The following is a 19,137-nucleotide window of genomic DNA, read 5'->3' as shown; positions in this document are numbered from 1 at the left end:
CGCCCCTGACGCGCGCTGCGTGCCCGTCAGCACCGGAAAGTCCCGCGCGGACACAAGGTTCACCGAGCTGTCCCGCCAGGTCTTCGAGATCGTGCGCGACCTGGAACCGGGAATGAGCTCCACCCTCGTGCAGGTCGTCGTGCCGTCCACTTCGGACGACCGGACCGGGCTGGCGCTGGCCGGGCTGCTGCGCACTGCGGCGCTGGAGAACCCGCGGATCAGCGGGCAGGTCATCGGCATGCCCGCCGGAGCCACCGGGGACGCGGTGGCGGCCGCGCTGGCCGACGACGCGACGAGCAGCGACGACCTGCTGCTCTACCGCGACGGCGCGCGCCACGTGCGCACCTGGCAGGCCGAAAACTCCGCCGCACAGCCGGAATCTCCGTGGCGCGACAACGGCGTGTACCTCATCACCGGCGGCGCGCGCGGAATCGGTGCCATCGTCGCCCGGCACATCGCCGGCGCGGTGACCGCTCCGGCCCTGTTCCTCGCGGGCCGCTCGGCCCCGGGCGCCGAGGTCGATGCGCTGCTCGGCGAGCTCCGCGCCGCCGGTGCCCGCGCCGAATACCGGCAAGCCGACGTCTCGCGCTGGGAGGAAACCCGGCACCTGGTCGATTCGGTGCGCGAGCAGGCCGGCGCGCTGCACGGCGTGCTGCACTCCGCCGGGGTGATCCGCGACGCCGCGCTGGCGAACAAGACCGCCGAGGAGTGGGACGAGGTCCTCGCCCCGAAGGTCGGCGGCCTGGTGCACCTGGACCGGGCGACCGCCGCGTTGCCGCTGGAGTTCCTGCTGACCTTCTCCTCCGGCGCGGCCATCACCGGAAATCCCGGGCAGGCCGACTACGCCGCGGCCAACGCGTTCCTGGACGCCTTCGCGGCGAGCCGCGCAGCTGGGCGGCCCGGTCGCACGCTCTCGATCGCGTGGCCGCTGTGGCGCGACGGCGGCATGACCGTCGACGATGCCGCGCGGGCGAAGCTGTGGCAGAGCCGCGGCCTGGCGCCGATGAACTCCGCCGACGGGCTCGCCGCGCTCGACCGGGCCTGGCAGCTCGGCGCGGAGCAGGTGTGGGTGCACCACGGCGACCTGTCCCGGATTCCGGGCGGCTCGGGCCGGACGGTCGCGGCCACCGCGCAGCGGCCCAGCAGCGACGGCGCGTTGCACCGCGCCGCGTTGCGGCGGCTGGTCGAACTGTTCGCCGCCGCGACGAAGCTGCCGACCAGCACCGTCGACGCCGACGAACCGTTCGCCGCGATGGGCCTGGACTCGATCATGGTGGTGCAGCTGAACAAGGAACTGGCCGCCGCCTTCGGCGAGCTGTCCAAGACGGTGTTCTACGAGTTCACGACGCTGCGCGAGGTGGCCGCGCACCTCGCCGACGAGCACACCGCCGAAGCGATCGCCTGGACCGGGCACCGCCCGCAGGACGAGCCGGTGCAGCGCTCCGCCGCGCAACACCCGGTGGCAGCGCGAAATCCGGACCAGGCCGGGAACCCATCAGCTCAGCACCCGGACCCGGCCGAAAACCCGCTCCCCGCGGCGAAATCGGCACCGATGACGGCCCGCGTGCCGCAACCCGCCCAGCAGGACCGGCCGCGATCCACCGACGAGCCGATCGCGATCATCGGCCTCAGCGGCCGCTACCCGCAGGCCGAGAACATCGCCCGGTTCTGGGAGAACCTGACCGCCGGGCGGGACTGCATCGGCGAGATACCCGCCGACCGCTGGAGCCTCGACGGCTTCTACGAGCCGGACCAGAAGACCGCGATCGCCACCGGCCGCAGCTACAGCAAGTGGGGCGGTTTCCTGACCGGGTTCGCCGACTTCGACCCGCGGTTCTTCCAGATCGCGCCCCGCGACGCCTACGCCATGGACCCCCAGGAACGCCTGTTCCTGCAGGCGTCCTGGGAAGTCCTGGAAGACGCCGGCTACACCCGCGAACGGCTCGCCGGCGCGCACTCCCGCAACGTCGGGGTGTTCGCCGGGGTCACCAAGTCCGGCCACGCCCGGCACGGCGCGGGCCGGCTGCCCTCCGGGGAGGCGGTGCTGCCCGGGCTGTCGTTCGCCTCGCTGAGCGCGCGGGCCTCGTACTTCCTGGACCTGCGCGGGCCGAGCCTGACCGTGGACACGATGTGCTCGGCCTCGCTGACCGCGATCCACGAGGCGTGCGAGCACCTGCGCCACGGCAGCTGCGAGCTGGCCATCGCCGGTGGCGTGAACGTCTACGCCCACCCGCAGGACTACATCGAGCTGTGCCGCTCGAAGATGCTGTCCACGGATGCCCGGTGCCGCAGCTTCGGCGCCGGTGGCGACGGGTTCGTGCCCGGTGAGGGCGTCGGCGCGGTGCTGCTCAAGCCGCTGTCGCGGGCGCTGGCCGACGGCGACCGCGTCGAGGCGGTGATCCGTGGCAGCAGCATCAACCACGGCGGCAGCGCCAACGGCTACACCGTGCCCAACCCGGGCGCGCAGGCCGAGCTGGTCCGCGATGCGTTGCGGCGGGCCGGGGTATCGGCTCGCGACGTCGGCTGCGTCGAGGCGCACGGCACCGGGACCGAACTCGGCGATCCGATCGAGATCAAGGGCCTGACCAGCGCCTTCGAACAGGACACCGCTGATCGCGGGTTCTGCGCGATCAGCTCGGTGAAGTCCGGGATCGGGCACTTGGAGGCGGCCGCGGGCATCGCGGGCCTGACCAAGGCGGTGCTCCAGCTGCGGCACCGGCGGCTCGCCCCGAGCCTGCACGCCGAGGAGCCGAACCCGAACATCGCGTTCGAGCGGACCCCGTTCTTCGTGCAGCGCGAATCGGCCGCGTGGGAGTCCGAGCGGCCGCGGATCGCCGCGGTGTCCTCGTTCGGCGCGGGCGGCTCGAACGCGCACGTGATCATCGAGGAGCACGTGGCCGAACCCGCCCGGCCCGCCGGTCGGGTGCGGTCCGGCGGGCAAGTCCGAACCGGCCGGCTCGAGCCGGGCCGGCCCGACGATCAGCTCGTCGTGCTCTCCGCGCGGACTCCGGCACAGCTCCGGCGCTCGACCGAGCGGCTGCTGACGCTGCTCGACGGCTCGGAGCCGGACCTGGTGGAGCTGGCGCACACCCTGCAGATCGGGCGCGAGGCGATGGCGGAGCGCCTGGCCGTGGTGGCATCGTCCACTTCGGAATTGCGGCGGCTGCTGCGCTCCTCGCTGGACGAGGGAGCGGAGGAGCCCGGCGTGCACCGCGGCTCCGCCGGCCGCGCGGAAGGTGCGCTCGCGGCCATCGCCGAGGACGACGACCTACGCGAGCTGCTGGTCGCCCGCTGGGCGGCCGCGGGCAAGCTCGCCAAGATCGCTGCGCTGTGGGTCGACGGGGTGCGGCTGGACTGGAGTTCGTTGCACGCTGGGGGAACGCCCCGGCTGATCTCGCTGCCGACCTACCCGTTCGCCCGCGACCGGTTCTGGATCGGTGACCTCGAACCGGCCGACGACCGGCGCGCGGTGCCCGCCGCCACCACGCGGGGTTCCGAATTCCCCGTCGTTGCGGGAAACGCCGTCGCCGCTGGAACGCCCGGCGCTCTTGCTGCGTCCAGCGCCGTTTCGGCGCCCGGTGCTGCCGAAGTGCCCGGTGCTGCCGAGCTTTCCAGTGCAGCTGAGCTTTCCAGCGCCGCCGAAAGGCCGCGTGCCGCGCAGGCCCTTCGGCCTGCCGAAGTACCGCGGACCGCCGAGCCGACCCCGAACACCACCTCGCCGCAGGAGATGAGCCCCGAAGTGGCCCCGACACCGCAGCCGCAGGTCCCGCTCGACGAGGAGGTTCCGCGCCTGGTGCGGGAGAAGCTCGCGCGGGCGCTGGCGATGCACACCGAGGAGATCGACGGCGCGCACGCGTTCGCCGACTACGGCCTGGACTCGATCCTCGGCGTGCGCGTGGTGCACGAGCTCAACGACGCGCTGTCGCTGGAGCTGTCCACCAACGTCCTCTACGACTTCAGCTCCGCGAACCGGCTGGTCGAGCACCTGCTCGCCGAGCACGGCGCCGACATCCGGCTCACCGAGGGCACCGCGCCCGAGCCCGCGATTCCCGCCGAGCCACCGATTCCGGCCGTGCCGGTGATTCCGGCCGAGCCGGTCCGACCGGCCGAGCCGGCCCGCGCCGCCGAGCCGATCAGCCCCGCCGACCCGAGCACTCCCGCAGCTCCGGTCCACCGCGGCGAACCGCGCACCGAACCCGTCGTCGCGCCGATCGCGCAGACCACCTCAGCACCACGGCAGCAGGGTCAGGACCGGCCGCGCGACCGGAGCCCGATCGCGATCGTCGGGATGAGCGGCCGCTTCGCCGGCTCGGCCGACCTCGACGAGCTCTGGGACCACCTCGCCGCCGGTGACGACCTGGTCACCCGCGCAACCCGCTGGGACCTGCCGACCACGGACGAGGACGGCAACCCGCGCTGCGCGCACGGCAGCTTCCTGGACCGCATCGACGAGTTCGACCCGCTGTTCTTCAACATCTCCGGGGTCGAGGCCGCGATCATGGACCCGCAGCAGCGGCTGCTGCTGGAGGAGTCCTGGAAGGCCCTGGAGAACGCCGGATACGCGGGGCGGATGGGCCGGCGGCGCTGCGGCGTCTACGTCGGGGCGTGGGCCGGGGACTACCAGGGCCTGCTCGATCAGGACTCCCCGCGCAAACCCTGTGGGGCAACATGACCTCGGTCATCCCGAGCCGGGTGTCCTACTTCCTCGATCTCAAAGGCCCGGCGATCGCCGTGGACACGTCGTGCTCCAGCTCGCTGGTGGCGGTCGACCTGGCGTGCAAGGACCTGTGGTCCGGCGAGACCTCGATGGCGCTGGCGGGCGGGGTCTTCCTGCAGTCCACGCCGCGGCTGTACCGGCTCGCCGGCCGCGCCGGAATGCTCTCGCCGACCGGGCACTGCTACACGTTCGACCACCGCGCGGACGGTTTCGTGCCGGGTGAGGGCGTCGGAGTGCTGGTGCTCAAGCGGCTGGCGGACGCGCTGGACGACGGCGACCACATCCACGGCGTGATCCGCGGTACCGGTGTCAACCAGGACGGCGCGACCAACGGGATCACGGCGCCGAGCTCGCGTTCCCAGGAGAGCCTGCTGCGCGAGGTCTACGAGTCGTTCGACGTGGACGTCGACAAGATCCAGCTGGTAGAGGCGCACGGCACCGGCACCAGCCTCGGCGATCCGATCGAATTCCAGGCGCTGAACCGCGCGTTCCGCGCGGGCACCGACAAATCCGGGTACTGCGCGGTCGGGTCGATCAAGACGAACCTCGGCCACAGCCAGTTCGCCGCGGGCGTGGCGGGCGTGTTCAAGATCCTGCTCGGCATGCGGCACGAGCAGATCCCGGCCTCGCTGCACTTCGAGCAGGCGAACACGGCGATCCCGCTCGACGGCAGCCCGTTCTACCTGAGCACGCGCACGCACAAGTGGGAAGCGCCGCTGGACGCACCGCGCAGCGGCATCGTGAGCTCCTTCGGCGCCAGCGGCACCAACGCGCACCTGGTACTGGAAGAGGCACCGGCCGCGCGCCGCGTACATCGCGCGCCGCGGGCGGCATACCTGGTGGTGCTCTCCGCCCGGTCGCCGGAACAGCTCGCCGCGCAGCTGGCGCGGCTGGCGGCGCACTGCCGCCGGGAGCCGGCGGTGGACTGCGGCGACCTCGCCTACACGCTCACCGTGGGGCGCGAGCACTTCGAGCACCGCTTCGCCTGCGTCGTGCGGGATGTCGACGAGCTCGTCGGGGTGCTCGACGAGGGCGTCGGTTCGGCCCGTGCCGTCAGCGGGCGGAAATCGAGCCGGGGCGGCGGTTCCGACGCTGCGCGGCGCGGTGCGGAGAGCCTGCGCCGCTGCAGCGCTTCGGCTTCCGAGATCGAGCTGCGCGCGGATCTCGGCGTGCTCGCCGAGCTGTTCGTCGGCGGTGCCGCGCTGGACTACACCCAGGCGTTCCCCGCGGGCGCGCACCTGCGGGTGCCGCTGCCGCACTATCCGTTCGCCCGGGAGCGGTACTGGCCGGAGCGGGCGGCATCGGCTCCGCAGGAGACCGCCGCGGCGGCGACGCAGTCCGTTCCTGCTGCACAGTCCGTTCCGGCCGCACAGTCGGCTTCGGCCGCACAGTCCGTTCCGGCCGCACAGTCCGTTCCGGCCGCACAGTCCGTTCCGGCCGCACAGTCCGTTCCGGCCGCACAGTCCGTTCCGGCGACTCGTCCAGCTCCGGCGACCCCGGAGGCTGGGTCCGCCGCAGCAACTCGCTCAGCCGAGGCGACCCGGACCGCGGAACCGATGCTCAGCGCGCCCGCACCGATACCGGCCGAACCGGGCGCCCTGCGGGCCACGGCGACGCTGACCGGCGCTGAGCCGCACATCCGCGATCACACCGTGCACGGCCGGCGCGTCCTGCCGGGCGTGGCCTACCTGGAGATGGCCCGGGAGCTCGGGACGTCGGCGCTCGGGGTGGACGCCGCGACGCCGCTGCTGCTGCGCAACGTCACGTGGGTGCAGCCGCTGGTCGTCGAGGCCGGACCGGTGACCGCCGAGATCACCGCGAATCCGTTGCGCAGCGGCGAAATCGCCTTCGAGGTCGCCACCCCCGAACGCGGCGTGTGCTGCGAGGGCCGGATCGCCCGCTCGGACACCGCTCCCCCGGCGCCGCTCGACCTGTCCGCGCTGCGCGCGAACTGCCCGACACCGGTGTCCGCGGAGCGCATCCGCGAAGCGCTCGGCGCGATGGGCATCGCGCACGGCCCCGCGCTGCGCGCGATCGGCGGCACCCAGGTCGGCGCGGGCACCGTGCTCGCGAAGCTGGACGCCCCGGCCGGTGGCCGGGCGGTGCTCGACCCGGCGCTGCTGGACTCCGCGGTGCAGGCGTCGATGGCGCTGCAACTCGCCGAGAGCGCCGCCGCGCAGGAACTCGCAGACGGCGCTGTCGCTCGGGAGACCGCGGTGCCGTTCGCGCTCGACCGCCTGGAGATCTTCGGGCCGTGCACGGACTCGATGTGGGCGGTGGTCCGCACCAGGGACGCCGCGAAGCCCGGCCCGCTGAGCAGGCTCGACATCGATGTCGCCGACAGCGGCGGCAACGTCCGCGTGCGCATGACCGGTTACACCGCGCGCCGCGCGCAGGAGCCGTCCCCGGCGATGTTCGAGCCGGTTTGGGACGCGATCGCGCCAGCAGAGCTCGGATCGCCGGTGCCCACCCGGCAAGACCGGGTGCTCGTGGTCGGCGGGACCGCCCAGCAGCGCACCGCGATCGCCCGCGACTTCCCCGCGGCCATGAGCTGGAACCTCCCGGCCACCGCGTCGATCGAGGAGATCGCCGAGGCGCTGTCCGCGATCGAGGCCATCGACCACCTGCTCTGGATCGCACCGGAGCAGCAGCTGCGGCCGACCGACGCGCAGGGCTTCGCCGCCGCGCAGGAGACCGGCGTGATCGCGGCCTTCCGCATGATCAAGTCGCTGCTGCGGGCGGGCTACGACGCGCGAGAGCTGGGCATCACGCTGCTCACGCAGCGCGGCCTCCCGACGCACGCCGGTGAGCGGATCGAGCCCGCCCACGCGGGATTGCACGGGCTGTTCGGCTCGCTGGGCCGCGAATACGCGAACTGGGCGGTCCGCCGCGCGGACGTGGCCGACGCCGAGTGGCCCGCGGAGGTGGCCGCGCTGCCCGCGCGGGACGAGGTCTGGGTGCAGCGCTCCGGCCAGTGGCTGCGCCGGCGTCTCGCGCCGACCGAGCCGGCGGCGGCCGTGCCCGCCGCGACCTACCGGCCCGGCGGGGTGTACGTCGTGATCGGCGGCGCCGGCGGCCTGGGGGTGGCCTGGACCCGGCACGTCGTCGAGCACTACGGCGCGACCGTGGTGTGGCTCGGCCGCCGGGACCGGGACGCCGAGATCGAGGCGAAGCTGGCCGGCATCCCCGGCGAGGTGCACTACATCGCCGCCGACGCCACGGACCCCGCATCGCTGCACCGCGCCCGCGCGGAGATCACGGCCCGCTGCGGGCAGGTCAACGGCGTCATCCAGGCCGCGCTGGTGCTGCGCGATCAGACCTTGGCCCGGATGGACGAGGACACCTTCCGCGCGAGCCTCGGCGCGAAGGTGGCCGCGAGCACCGCGATGGCAGAGGTCTTCGCCGGTGAACCGCTCGACTTCGCGCTGTTCTTCTCCTCGTTGCAGTCGTTCACGCCCGCGGCGGGGCAGAGCAACTACGCGGCCGGCTGCACCTTCGCCGACTCCTACGCGCACCACCTGGCGCAGCACTGGAGCTGCCCGGTGAAGGTGCTGAACTGGGGCTGGTGGGGCAGCACCGGCAGCGTTTCCGCCGAGTTCTTCACCCGGCGCATGCGGCAGTGGGGCCTGGACTCGATCGAGCCGCCGGAAGGGATGGCGGCGCTCGACGAGCTGTTCGCCGGCCCGCAGCCGCAGCTCGGCTTCGTGAAGCTGGCCGCACCCGACGCGCTGGACGTCGTCGACCTCGGGACCCGGACCGCCGCCTACGCCCGCGCCCGCGACCACGTCGACCCCGCCGTGATCCGTTCGCGCGGCGCGCTCGGCGACGGGGCGGTGCTGGAGTCGATCGCCCGGTGGCGCACCGACGAGCGCGATCCGCTGCTGGCCAGGGTGATCCGCGCGCACTTCGAGGAGCTCGGCATCGCCCGCGACGCCGCGCACACCGAGCTCGCGACGCTGCGCGAACGCGCAGGCATCCTGGAGCAGTACTCGACGTGGCTCGAGCACGCGCTGCGCGTGATGCCGGAATCGGCCCCGCCGCTGGCGGAGATCACCCGCGAGTGGAAGCAGCGCTGCGCCGAGTGGTCGCAGGACCCGGACAAGGCGGCGGAACTGCGGCTCGTCGACGCGACCCTCGCCGAACTGCCCGCGATCCTGACCGGCCGCACCAGGGCCACCGACGTGCTGTTCCCGCGCGGGTCGGTCGAGCTCGTCGAGGGCTGCTACCGGAACAACCGCATGGCCGACGCGTTCAACCGGGCGATGTGCGACGCCGCGCTGAGCATCGTCTCGGAACGGGTGCGCCAGGACCCGGGCGCGCGGCTGCGCATCCTGGAGATCGGGGCGGGCACCGGCGGCACCAGCGCCGGCATGTTCGCCGCGCTGAAGCCGTACCAGGACAACATCGAGACCTACACCTACACCGACCTGTCGAAAGCGTTCCTCAACCACGCCCGCGCGGAGTACGGACCCGACGTGCCGTACCTGGACCCGAAGCTGTTCAACGCCGAAAAGCCGTTGGCGGGCCAGGGGATCGAGCCCGGCGGCTACGACCTGGTGATCGCGGCGAACGTCCTGCACGCCACCCGCGACACCCGCAACACGCTGCGCAACGCCAAGGCCGCGATGCGCGACGGCGGGTGGCTGCTGCTCAACGAGCTCGCGGCGTTCGACGTGTTCACGCACCTGACCTTCGGGCTGCTCGAAGGCTGGTGGCTGTTCGAGGACAAGACGCTGCGCGTGCCGGGTTCTCCCGCGCTCTCGCCGGAGAGCTGGCACAACGTCCTCGAAGGCGAGGGGTTCCCGGCGGTGGTGTTCGTGCTGCCGGAGGCGCTCGCGCTGGGGCAGCAGATCATCGCCGCCGAGAGCGACGGGATCGGGCGGCAGCAGCTCACCAGTGGCGAGAAGCCCCCGGCGGCGGCGCCCCGGCCCGCGGTCGGTCCGCTCGCCTCGCGTGCGGCCGAGCCCTCGCCGGTCGCCACCAGCCCGCTCGCCGCCACCTCGGCCGCGGCCGGGACGGCCCGTGCCGCGTCCACGCGGGTTGCCGCGAGCCCGCTCGCCGACGCGCCGAGCGCTGCCGAGCCGAGGCCGGTCGCGCCGGTCGTCGGCACTCCGGTCGCCGAGCCGAGGTCCGCTGCGTCGACCCAGGCCGCGCCGAGCCCTGCCGCGCCGGTACGGTCCGCACCCGCGGCACAACCGATCTCGGCAGCGGCTTCCGCCCCGGCAGCCGGAGTTCCCGCTCCGGATTCGGGTGCCGCCGAGCTGCTGGCGGGGTACTTGCGGCAGCGGGCCGCGGACACGCTGGAGATCGCGGCCGACAAGATCGACCCGTCGGCGCCGCTGGTGGACTACGGGCTGGACTCGATCCTGGTGCTGCAGCTGGTGAACGTGCTCCGGGAAGACCTGGACGAGGTCTCGCCGACGCTGTTGTTCGACGTCGAATCGGTGGACGGCCTCGCCGGGCACCTGCTCGAATCCGGTGGCAGCGAGGTCCGCGCACTCCTCGATCGCCTCCGGCCCGCCGGTCCGGAGACGGCCCGGAGCGGCGCCGTCCGGCACCTGAACCCGGCCCAGGAGATCAGCCCGGCCCAGCGCCCGGTCCCGCAGGCGAATCCGGTCCAGCAGATCGGCTCCGCCTCGCAGGCGAATCCGGGCCACCAGACGAGTTCCGCTCAACCGGCGGAGTCGGACGTGTCCGCGCGCATCGTCGCGAAAGCCGCCGCGGTCCTGGACATCCCGGCCGACCGGATCGACACCGCGGCCCCGCTGACCGACTACGGCCTGGACTCGATCCTCGTCCTCCAGCTCGTCAACGCGCTGCGCCCGGAGTTCGGCGACGACGTCTCCCCCGCGCTGCTGTTCGACGCCGCATCCGTCGACGGCCTGTGCGCCCACTTCGCGGGCGCCACGGGGGAACGGTGGAACCTCTCGCGCAGCCAGCTGAGCATCTACCGGGACCACCTGCGCTGGGGGGAGTCGACCACCTACAACCTCCCGCTGCTGTTCGAGATCCACGGCGACCTCGACGAGGCCGCCCTGGAACGGGCGATCCGCGCGCAGAGCCGGCTGCACCCGGTGCTGGGCGCGGTGTTCGGCGAGCGGGACGGGGTGCCGCACATGGACGTCGACCCGGCCCGGACCCCGTCGCTCGACCGGATCGACATCGCGGCCACCGCACGTGCGGCGCAACTGGCCGAGCTGCGCGCACTGGTCGACGTCCCGTTCGACCTGGCGACCGGCCCGCTGGTGCGCGCGCACCTGGTTTCGCTGGCCGGGCAGCGGAAACTGCTGCTGATCACCGCGCACCACCTCCTGCTGGACGGCACCTCGACCGCGGTCCTGATCCGCACGCTCAAGGACGCCTACCGGGGTGCGGGAAGCCCGCACCGCGCCGGCTACGGAGAGTTCGTGGCGTGGGAACAGGAATCGCTCACCGGCGCCCGGGCGCAGCAGCACCGCGACTACTGGCTGCGCGAACTGGCCGGACCGCGTCCGGTTCCGGCGCTGCCCTACGACCGACCGCACGACCCGAAGCGGATGCCGCGGATGGGCGTGGCGACGATCAACCTGCCGCCGGAGCTGGTGACCGCACTCGCCGGCACGGCGCGGGAGAACCGGGTAAGCCTGGCGACCGCGCTGTTCACGACGTGGGTGTCGTTCCTGCACCGGATCACCGGGCAGCCCGACGTGCTCACCGGCATGACCGCGGCCGCCCGCTACGAGGAGCGGTTCCAGGACGTGGTGGGCCAGTTCGCGAACTGCCTGCCGATCCGCAGTGCGGTGACCGGCAGCTTCCCGGAGCGGCTCAAGGCGGTGCAGCGCAAGGTGCTCGCCGGCATCGAGCACGGCGCCTACCCGGCACTGGAGATCGGCCGCGCGCTGGGAGCCGGGGACGAACCGCTGGTGCGGACGAACTTCCTGTTCCAGAACTTCGACGGCGCCGACCTGCTCACCAACGACGCGGCGGCCGGTCCCGGCGAGCTGGATCTGCGGGCCTTCGACGACCTGCCGTACCCGGGCGAACACGTGCTTTCCGCGGAGTCCTACCGGGACGGCGCGGGGTACAGGGTGTTCCTCAAATACGACCGGAACGTGTTCGACGACGGCACGGCCCGCCGAATGGCCGACGAGTGGTACGCGCTCATCCGGAACGAGTTGAACGCGCAGGACTAATTATTTCCACGACCCCCATTCGAGATAATCAAGTGAGCACTGACAAGCCGGGAGGAAAGATGGCCAGCCTGGACGAACCGTTCGCCGTGGGCGATCTGCGATTGCCGAACCGGATCGCGATGGCCCCGATGACCAGAATGCAGTCCCCGGGCGGCGTGCCGGGCCGGAACGTGGCGGATTACTACGCCCGCCGGGCGGCCAACCAGGTCGGTCTGATCATCACCGAGGGCACCTACATCAACCGCGCCGCCGCCCAGGAGCACGACGGCGTGCCGCACTTTCACGGCGAGCGGGCTCTGGCCGGCTGGGCGCAGGTGGCCGAGCAGGTGCACCAGGCGGGCGGCAAGATCATTCCGCAGCTGTGGCACACCGGCGTCACGCGCGCCGACGCCGAACCGCCCGCGGAAGGCCCGTCCGGGCTCGGGCTCGACGGCACCCCGAACGGGAAGGCCATGACCCAGCAGGACATCGACGGCACGGTGGCCGCCTTCGCGGAAGCCGCCGCGGCCGCGGAGCGGATCGGGTTCGACGGCGTCGAGCTGCACGGCGCGCACGGCTACCTGATCGACGACTTCCTGTGGAGCCGCACCAACCGGCGCACCGACCGCTACGGCGGCGATCCGGCCTCCCGCGCCCGCTTCGCCACCGAGGTCGTGCAGGCCGTCCGCGCGGCGGTCAGCCCGGGATTCCCCGTGTTCTTCCGGCTTTCGCAGTGGAAGCTGAACAACTACGACGCCCGCATCGCCGACGACCCGGACGAGCTGGCGGCGCTGCTGACCCCGCTGGCCGACGCCGGGGTCGACGCCTTCCACGCCTCCACCCGCCGCTACTGGCTGCCCGAGTTCGACGGCAGCGAGCTGAACCTCGCCGGCTGGGCGCGCAAGCTGACCGGCAAGCCCACCGTCACGGTCGGCTCGGTCGGCCTGGACCAGCAGTTCGGCGAGGGCGGTGGCCTGGCCGAGGGCTACTCGCAGCAGGCCGGCGTGACCGGCATCGAGCAGCTGCTGGAACGCTTGGAGCGCAACGAGTTCGACCTCGTCGCGGTGGGCAGGACGCTGCTGTCCAATCCGGACTGGGCGGCGAAGGCGCTGCGCGGCGAGCTGACCGGCATCGTGGCCTACGACCCGTCGATGCTGGCCACCCTGGACTGATTCGCACCGCCGCGAACTCGACCGCTCGCGCTCCTGCCGCACGGAGATCGGACTACTCACAGCAATTACTCGCGTGCTCGCTCGACCAATCTGAAGGAATGCCCGGAATTGCGCGGTAGCCGCCGTTTCCGCGCAATCCTGCATCCGATATCCCGGCCTCGCTGATAGCAGCGGTCCCGCGATGGCGCTCGCGAAAATCGGGGCGGATCTCCAGTTCTGGCGAGCGGCCCGGATTTGTCTTGACCGCAATGAACAGATCACCGAAAATTGCCCCGGAAACCCCGCGCACCGCGCTCGAATTGCGCGCAGAGCCAACTCCGAATCGCAGTCCCGCTGCCGGTTCGTGCCACGCGCGGGGTTGCCGGGCCGAAAGCAGAAGTGGAGCCCGAGTTGAGCCAGAACCGCCCCAAGACGATGCTTCCGCACGAACTCGACGGCAAGCGAGCCGTGGTGACCGGCGGCAGCCGCGGCATCGGCGCCGCGATCGCGCAGAACCTGCTCGACGCCGGCGCCACCGTGATCACCGCCGCCCGCAAGTCGACCGACGAGACGCCCGCCGCGTCCAAGTTCGTGCCTGCCGACCTCAGCACCACCGAAGGCGTGCGCGAGTTCGCGGACACCGCGCTGAGCATCCTCGGCGGCGTGGACATCGTCGTGAACTGCGCCGGTGGATGCCGCGCCTTCCAGAGCGCGCTGGACATCGAGAACGACTGGCAGCACACGATGGACGTCAACTTCCTGTCCGCGGTGCGGGTCAACGCCGCACTCGTCCCGTCCATGCGCGAGGCGGGCGGCGGGGTCATCGTGCACATGTCGTCCACCGCGACGATCTCGTCCTACCCGATGATCCTGCACTACGCGGCGGCCAAGGCCGCGCTGGAGGTCTACAACAAGGGCCTCGCGGTCGAGCTCGCACCGGACGGCATCCGCGTCGTGTCGCTGTGCCCGGGCAACGTCGAGACACCGGGCGCGGACGAGGCGCGCGACAAGATCGTCGAATACCTCGGCCAGGACCCGGCAGCGGCCGAGGAGACGGACTGGGCCGCCGAGGTCCCGCTCGGGCGGATCGGCCGCTCGCAAGACATCGCCGACGCGGTGACCTTCATGGTCTCGGAGCGCGCCTCGTGGATCACCGGCAGCAACCTCGTCATCGACGGCGGCAAGAGCGCCACGTGACCTGCGGGGGCAGCCGGGCGGTGCGCCCGGCGCCGCGCCGCCACCAGCCCGGCAGCACCGCTGACGCTGCCGGTGCACCCACCGATTATCGACAGGCAACCGCTCGCCGGGGCCGGAAGGACTGACACGATGACGGCGACAGGGGAAGAGGTGCCGGCCTACCCGTTCGGCCCGGCCGATCGACTCAACGTGGACGCGAAGCTGACCGAGCTGCGCGGCGAACAACCGGTGCTGCGGGTGAGCCTGCCCTACGGCGGGGACGCCTGGTTGGTCACGCGGCACGCGGACGTCCGGACGGTGCTGGCCGATCCCCGGTTCAGCCGTGCCGCCGCGGTGGGACCGGACGTGCCGCGCACGGTCGCCGCCGGGTTGCCGGGCACCTCGATGCTGAGCATGGATCCGCCGCAGCACAGCAGGTTGCGGCGCCCGGTGGCCAAGGTGTTCACGGTCCGCCGGGTGGAAGAGCTCCGCCCGCGCGCCCAGGAGATCCTGGACGACCTGCTCGACACCATGATCGCCGCGGGGCCGCCTGCCGATCTGGCCAAGGCGCTGACCTGGTCGCTGCCGATCACGGTGATGTGCGAACTGCTCGGCGTGCCCATCAACGACCGCGACCGGTTCACCGTCTGGGTGGACCGCTTGCTGATCTTCTCCGATCCGGCCCAGTCGGCGCAGGCCCGCGAGCACCTCAACGAATACCTCGCCGGTCTGATCGCCGAACGCCGCGCGACGCCGACCGGTGATCTGCTGTCCGCGCTGGTCAACATCGCCGACGAGGAGGACCGGCTCGGCGACGACGACCTGATCAGCATCGGGGTCAGCCTGCTCTCGGCCGGTCACGAGGCGACCGCCAACCAGCTCGGCAACTTCGTCTACACGCTGCTGAACCACCCCGGCCTCTGGCAGGAGCTGATCGCCGAACCCGGCCTGATCCCCGGTGCGGTCGAAGAGCTCTCGCGGTTCATCTCGAACAGCGCCACCGCCGGCTTCACCCGCATCGCCACCGAGGACCTGGAGCTGGGCGGCACGACCGTGCGCGCCGGTGAGGCGGTGGTCTGCGAATTGGGCGTGGCCAACCGCGATCCCGAGGTGTTCGACGAACCCGACGTGATCAACATCCACCGCGGGTCGGTCCCGCACGTCACCTTCGGGCACGGCGTGCACCACTGCCTCGGCGCGCAGCTGGCCCGGATGGAGCTGCGGATCGTGCTCGAAACGCTGGTCCGCCGACTGCCGCAGCTGCGCTTGGCAGCGCCGGTCGACGAGCTGTCCTGGCGGACCGACCGCCTCATCCGCGGGCTGCACGAACTGCCGGTCAGCTGGTGAACCCCGGCAGGTGGCGCGGTCGCCCACCTGCCCGACGCGGCCCGCGCCACCGGCCGACGAAAGCAATCGAAGTGTCCGGTCCCTTTGCTCGCCAGCGCACCGGAACGTTACGAAAGGGTTGATCATGGCCGAAGCACTGGAGGGGATCACCGCAGCGGTGCATGATTCCGGCGAAGGAATCGCCGAGGTCATGGCGGCCGTCGCGGAGCACGGTTCCGGCAAGGGACTCGCCGAGGTCATGGCGGCCCTCCTGGAGGGCTACGGGGATCGCCCGGCCCTCGGCGAACGGGCGAAGGAACCGGCGACGACGCGGCTGCTGCCGCGGTTCGACACCATCAGCTACCGCGAGCTGTGGGCGCGAATCCGGGCGGTCGCCGGCAAGTGGTACCACGACCCGCGGCATCCGCTGAGCGCAGGCGACCGGGTCTGCTTCCTGGGCTTCAGCAGCATCGACTACGTGACGCTCGACCTCGCGTGCGTCCACTCGGGACTCGTCTCGGTGCCGCTGCAAACCAGCGCGCCGCTGTCCCAGCTGAACCCGATCATCGCGGAGACCGAGCCGAACGTCCTCGCCGCGAGCGTCGAGCACCTGGACACCGCGGTCGAAGCCGTGCTCGCCGGGTCCTCGATCCAGCGCGTGATCGTGTTCGACCACCGCCCGGACGTCCCCGAACACGACGACGCCTTCGAATCCGCCCGGTGGCGGCTGGCCGAGGCGGGCAGCCCGGTGCTGCTCGACCCGCTGGCCGCGCTCGTCGACCACGGAGCCGACCTGCCGCCCGCGCCGCTGCACACCCCCGAGCAGGGCGAGGACGAACTCGCCCTGATCATCTACACCTCCGGCAGCACCGGCTCCCCCAAGGGGGCCATGTACACGCAGAAGCTGGTCGGAACCGCCTGGTACGGGTTCACCTACGGCTCGGCAGACGTGCCGGTGATCGGCGTGCACTACATGCCGCAGAGCCACCTCGCGGGCCGCTACTCGGTGATGACCTCGCTGGCTCGCGGCGGCGTCGGCTACTTCACCGCCAGCAGCGACCTGTCCACCCTGCTGGAAGACATCTCGCTGGTCCGCCCCACCGAGCTGACGATGGTGCCGCGGGTGTGCGACATGCTCTTCCAGCGCTACCAGGCCGAACTGGACCGGCGGGCCGGGGAGCCTGGCGACCTGGACACCGCGGTCAAGGCGGACCTGCGGGAGAACTTCCTGGGCGGACGGGTCGCCAAGGCGATGGTCGCCAGCGCCCCGCTGTCGGCCGAGATGAAGGCGTTCGCCGAATCCTGCCTGCAGCTCGAGGTGCACCTCGGGTACGGCTCCACCGAAGCGGGCGGGGTGCTGCTCGACTCGGTGGTGCAGCGCCCGCCGGTGATCGACTACAAGCTGGCCGACGTCCCCGAGCTCGGCTATTTCCGCACCGATTCGCCGCATCCGCGCGGGGAACTGCTGCTCAAGACCGACACGATCATCCCCGGGTACTACAAGCGGCCCGAGGTCACCGCCGAGATCTTCGACGCGGACGGCTATTACCGGACCGGCGACGTCATGGCCGAGGTCGGCCCCGACCAGCTGGTGTTCGTCGACCGCACCAAGGACGTCCTGAAGCTGTCCCAGGGCGAGTTCGTGGCCGTTTCCCGCCTGGAGACGATCTTCGTCGCCAGCCCGCTCGTGCGGCAGATCTTCGTGTACGGCAACGGCGAACGCCCCTACCTGCTCGCGGTGGTGGTGCCGGAGGACTCCCCTGCGACGGCCGGTGCGGACGCCGGAGCGCTCAAGGCGCTGATCGCCGAGTCGTTGCAGCAGGTCGCCAAGGAGGCCGAGCTCAACTCCTACGAGATCCCGCGCGACTTCCTGATCGAGACCGAGCCGTTCAGCGCCGCCAACGGGCTGCTGTCCGACAGCCACAAACCGTTGCGCCCCAAGCTGAAGGAGCGCTACGGCGCGGCCCTGGAACAGCGCTACGCCGAACTCGCCGGTGCGCAGTTCGAGCAGCTGCGCGAGCTGCGGCGGACCGGGCGGGACCGGCCGGTGCTGGAGACGGTCAGCTCGGCCGCCCGCGCGCTGCTGGGCTGCGCGGACACCGACCTCAGCGCCGCGGCGCACTTCACCGACCTGGGCGGGGATTCGCTGTCCGCGCTGTCGTTCTCCGAGCTGATGCGGGAGATCTTCGACATCGAGGTGCCGGTCGGGGTCGTCATCAGCCCGGCCTGCGACCTCGCGCGGCTGGCGCGCTACATCGAGGCGGAACGCGAGTCCGGGGGGAAGCGGCCCACGTTCGCCGCCGTGCACGGGGAGCACAGCTCGGAGGTCCGGGCCGCCGACCTCACCCTGGACGAGTTCATCGACGCCGGCACGCTCGCCGCCGCCCCGGCGCTGCCCCGCCCCGACGGTCTCGTGCGCAACGTCCTGCTGACCGGCGCCAACGGCTACCTCGGCCGGTTCCTGTGCCTGGAATGGCTGGAGCGGCTGGCACCCGCGGGCGGCAAGCTGATCTGCCTGGTACGCGGCAGCGATGCGGCGGCCGCGGCCGAGCGGCTGGAGGCGGCGTTCGACAGCGGCGACGCCGAACTGCTCCGGCGCTACCGGGAACTGGCCGACGGGACATTGGAAGTGCTCGCCGGGGACATCGGCGAACCGCAGCTGGGCCTGGACGGGGACGCGTTCAGCAGGCTCGCCGACACCGTGGACCTGATCGTCCACCCGGCCGCCCTGGTCAACCACGTGCTGCCCTACGGCCAGCTGTTCGGCCCCAACGTCGCGGGCACGGCCGAGCTGATCCGGTTGGCGCTGACCAAGCGGCTCAAGCCCGTCACGTTCCTGTCCACCGCCGCGGTGGCCGGCGGTGCCGCGGACGGGGCGCTCGACGAGGACGCCGACATCCGCAGCACCAACCCGGTTCGGCGGCTCGACGAGAGCTACGCCGGCGGTTACGCCACGAGCAAGTGGGCCGGCGAAGTGCTGCTGCGGGAGGCGCACGACCTGTGCGGCCTGCCGAGCGCCGCGTTCCGCTCGGACATGATCCTGGCGCACCGCACCTACCGCGGGCAGCTGAACGTGCCGGACATGTTCACCCGCCTGCTGCTGAGCCTGGTCGCCACCGGCATCGCGCCCGCCTCGTTCTACCGGTCCGGCGAACGCGCGCACTACGACGGCCTGCCGGTCGACTTCACCGCCGCGGCGATCACCGAGCTCGGCGCGCAGGCGGCCGAGGGCTGCCGGACCTTCAACGTGCTGAACCCGCACGACGACGCCGTCTCGCTGGACACCTTCGTCGACTGGCTCATCGAGGACGGCCATCCGATCCAGCGGATCGCGGACTACGACGACTGGTTGGCCCGCACCACGACCGCGCTGCGTGCCCTGCCGGAGCAGCAGCGCCGGCACTCGGTGCTGCCGTTGCTGGACGCCCTCGCGCAACCGGCCGACGGCGTGCCCGGCTCGGCACTGCCCGCCGAGCGGTTCCACGCCGCCGTGCGCGCGGCCGGTCCGGACGAGGACATCCCGCACCTGTCGGCGGACCTCATCCGCAAGTACGTCACCGATCTGCGCCGGCTCGAACTGCTCTAGCAGATCTCCCGCCACGGCGAGGACAACCGT

At 72.2% G+C, this 19,137-nt stretch carries 6 protein-coding genes; all 6 read left to right on the top strand.

The features are described 5' to 3' along the window. The first annotated feature begins 19 nt into the window (after positions 1 to 19). Positions 20 to 4,672 carry an SDR family NAD(P)-dependent oxidoreductase gene (locus H2Q94_RS30485; protein ID WP_258718690.1) on the top strand — a complete coding sequence of 1,551 codons (4,653 nt, stop codon included), beginning with the start codon at positions 20 to 22 and terminating at the stop codon, positions 4,670 to 4,672. After that, positions 4,669 to 11,889, top strand: a complete 7,221-nt coding sequence (locus H2Q94_RS30480; protein ID WP_258718689.1) for an SDR family NAD(P)-dependent oxidoreductase — start codon at positions 4,669 to 4,671, stop codon at positions 11,887 to 11,889. Before H2Q94_RS30485 ends, H2Q94_RS30480 begins: the two co-directional genes overlap by 4 nt. Before the next feature lie 59 nt (positions 11,890 to 11,948). Then, positions 11,949 to 13,040 (top strand): NADH:flavin oxidoreductase, encoded by a 1,092-nt coding sequence (locus H2Q94_RS12290; protein ID WP_243794764.1) that lies wholly within the window; start codon positions 11,949 to 11,951, stop codon positions 13,038 to 13,040. A 390-nt stretch (positions 13,041 to 13,430) separates the two neighbouring features. After that, complete coding sequence (locus H2Q94_RS12285; RefSeq protein WP_243794763.1) at positions 13,431 to 14,216, top strand: oxidoreductase; 786 nt, start codon at positions 13,431 to 13,433, stop codon at positions 14,214 to 14,216. Positions 14,217 to 14,345: 129 nt separating this feature from the next. Continuing rightward, complete coding sequence (locus tag H2Q94_RS12280) at positions 14,346 to 15,542, top strand: cytochrome P450 (protein WP_243794762.1); 1,197 nt, start codon at positions 14,346 to 14,348, stop codon at positions 15,540 to 15,542. 124 nt (positions 15,543 to 15,666) lie between these two features. After that, complete coding sequence (gene car, locus H2Q94_RS12275) at positions 15,667 to 19,107, top strand: carboxylic acid reductase (protein ID WP_243794761.1); 3,441 nt, start codon at positions 15,667 to 15,669, stop codon at positions 19,105 to 19,107. Positions 19,108 to 19,137: the final 30 nt, after the last annotated feature.

The sequence above is a fragment of the Saccharopolyspora gloriosae genome (assembly GCF_022828475.1).
Taxonomy (GTDB): domain Bacteria; phylum Actinomycetota; class Actinomycetes; order Mycobacteriales; family Pseudonocardiaceae; genus Saccharopolyspora_C; species Saccharopolyspora_C gloriosae_A.
Note: the sequence above shows the minus strand (reverse complement) of the source record. Positions and strands in the feature narration are given on the sequence as shown.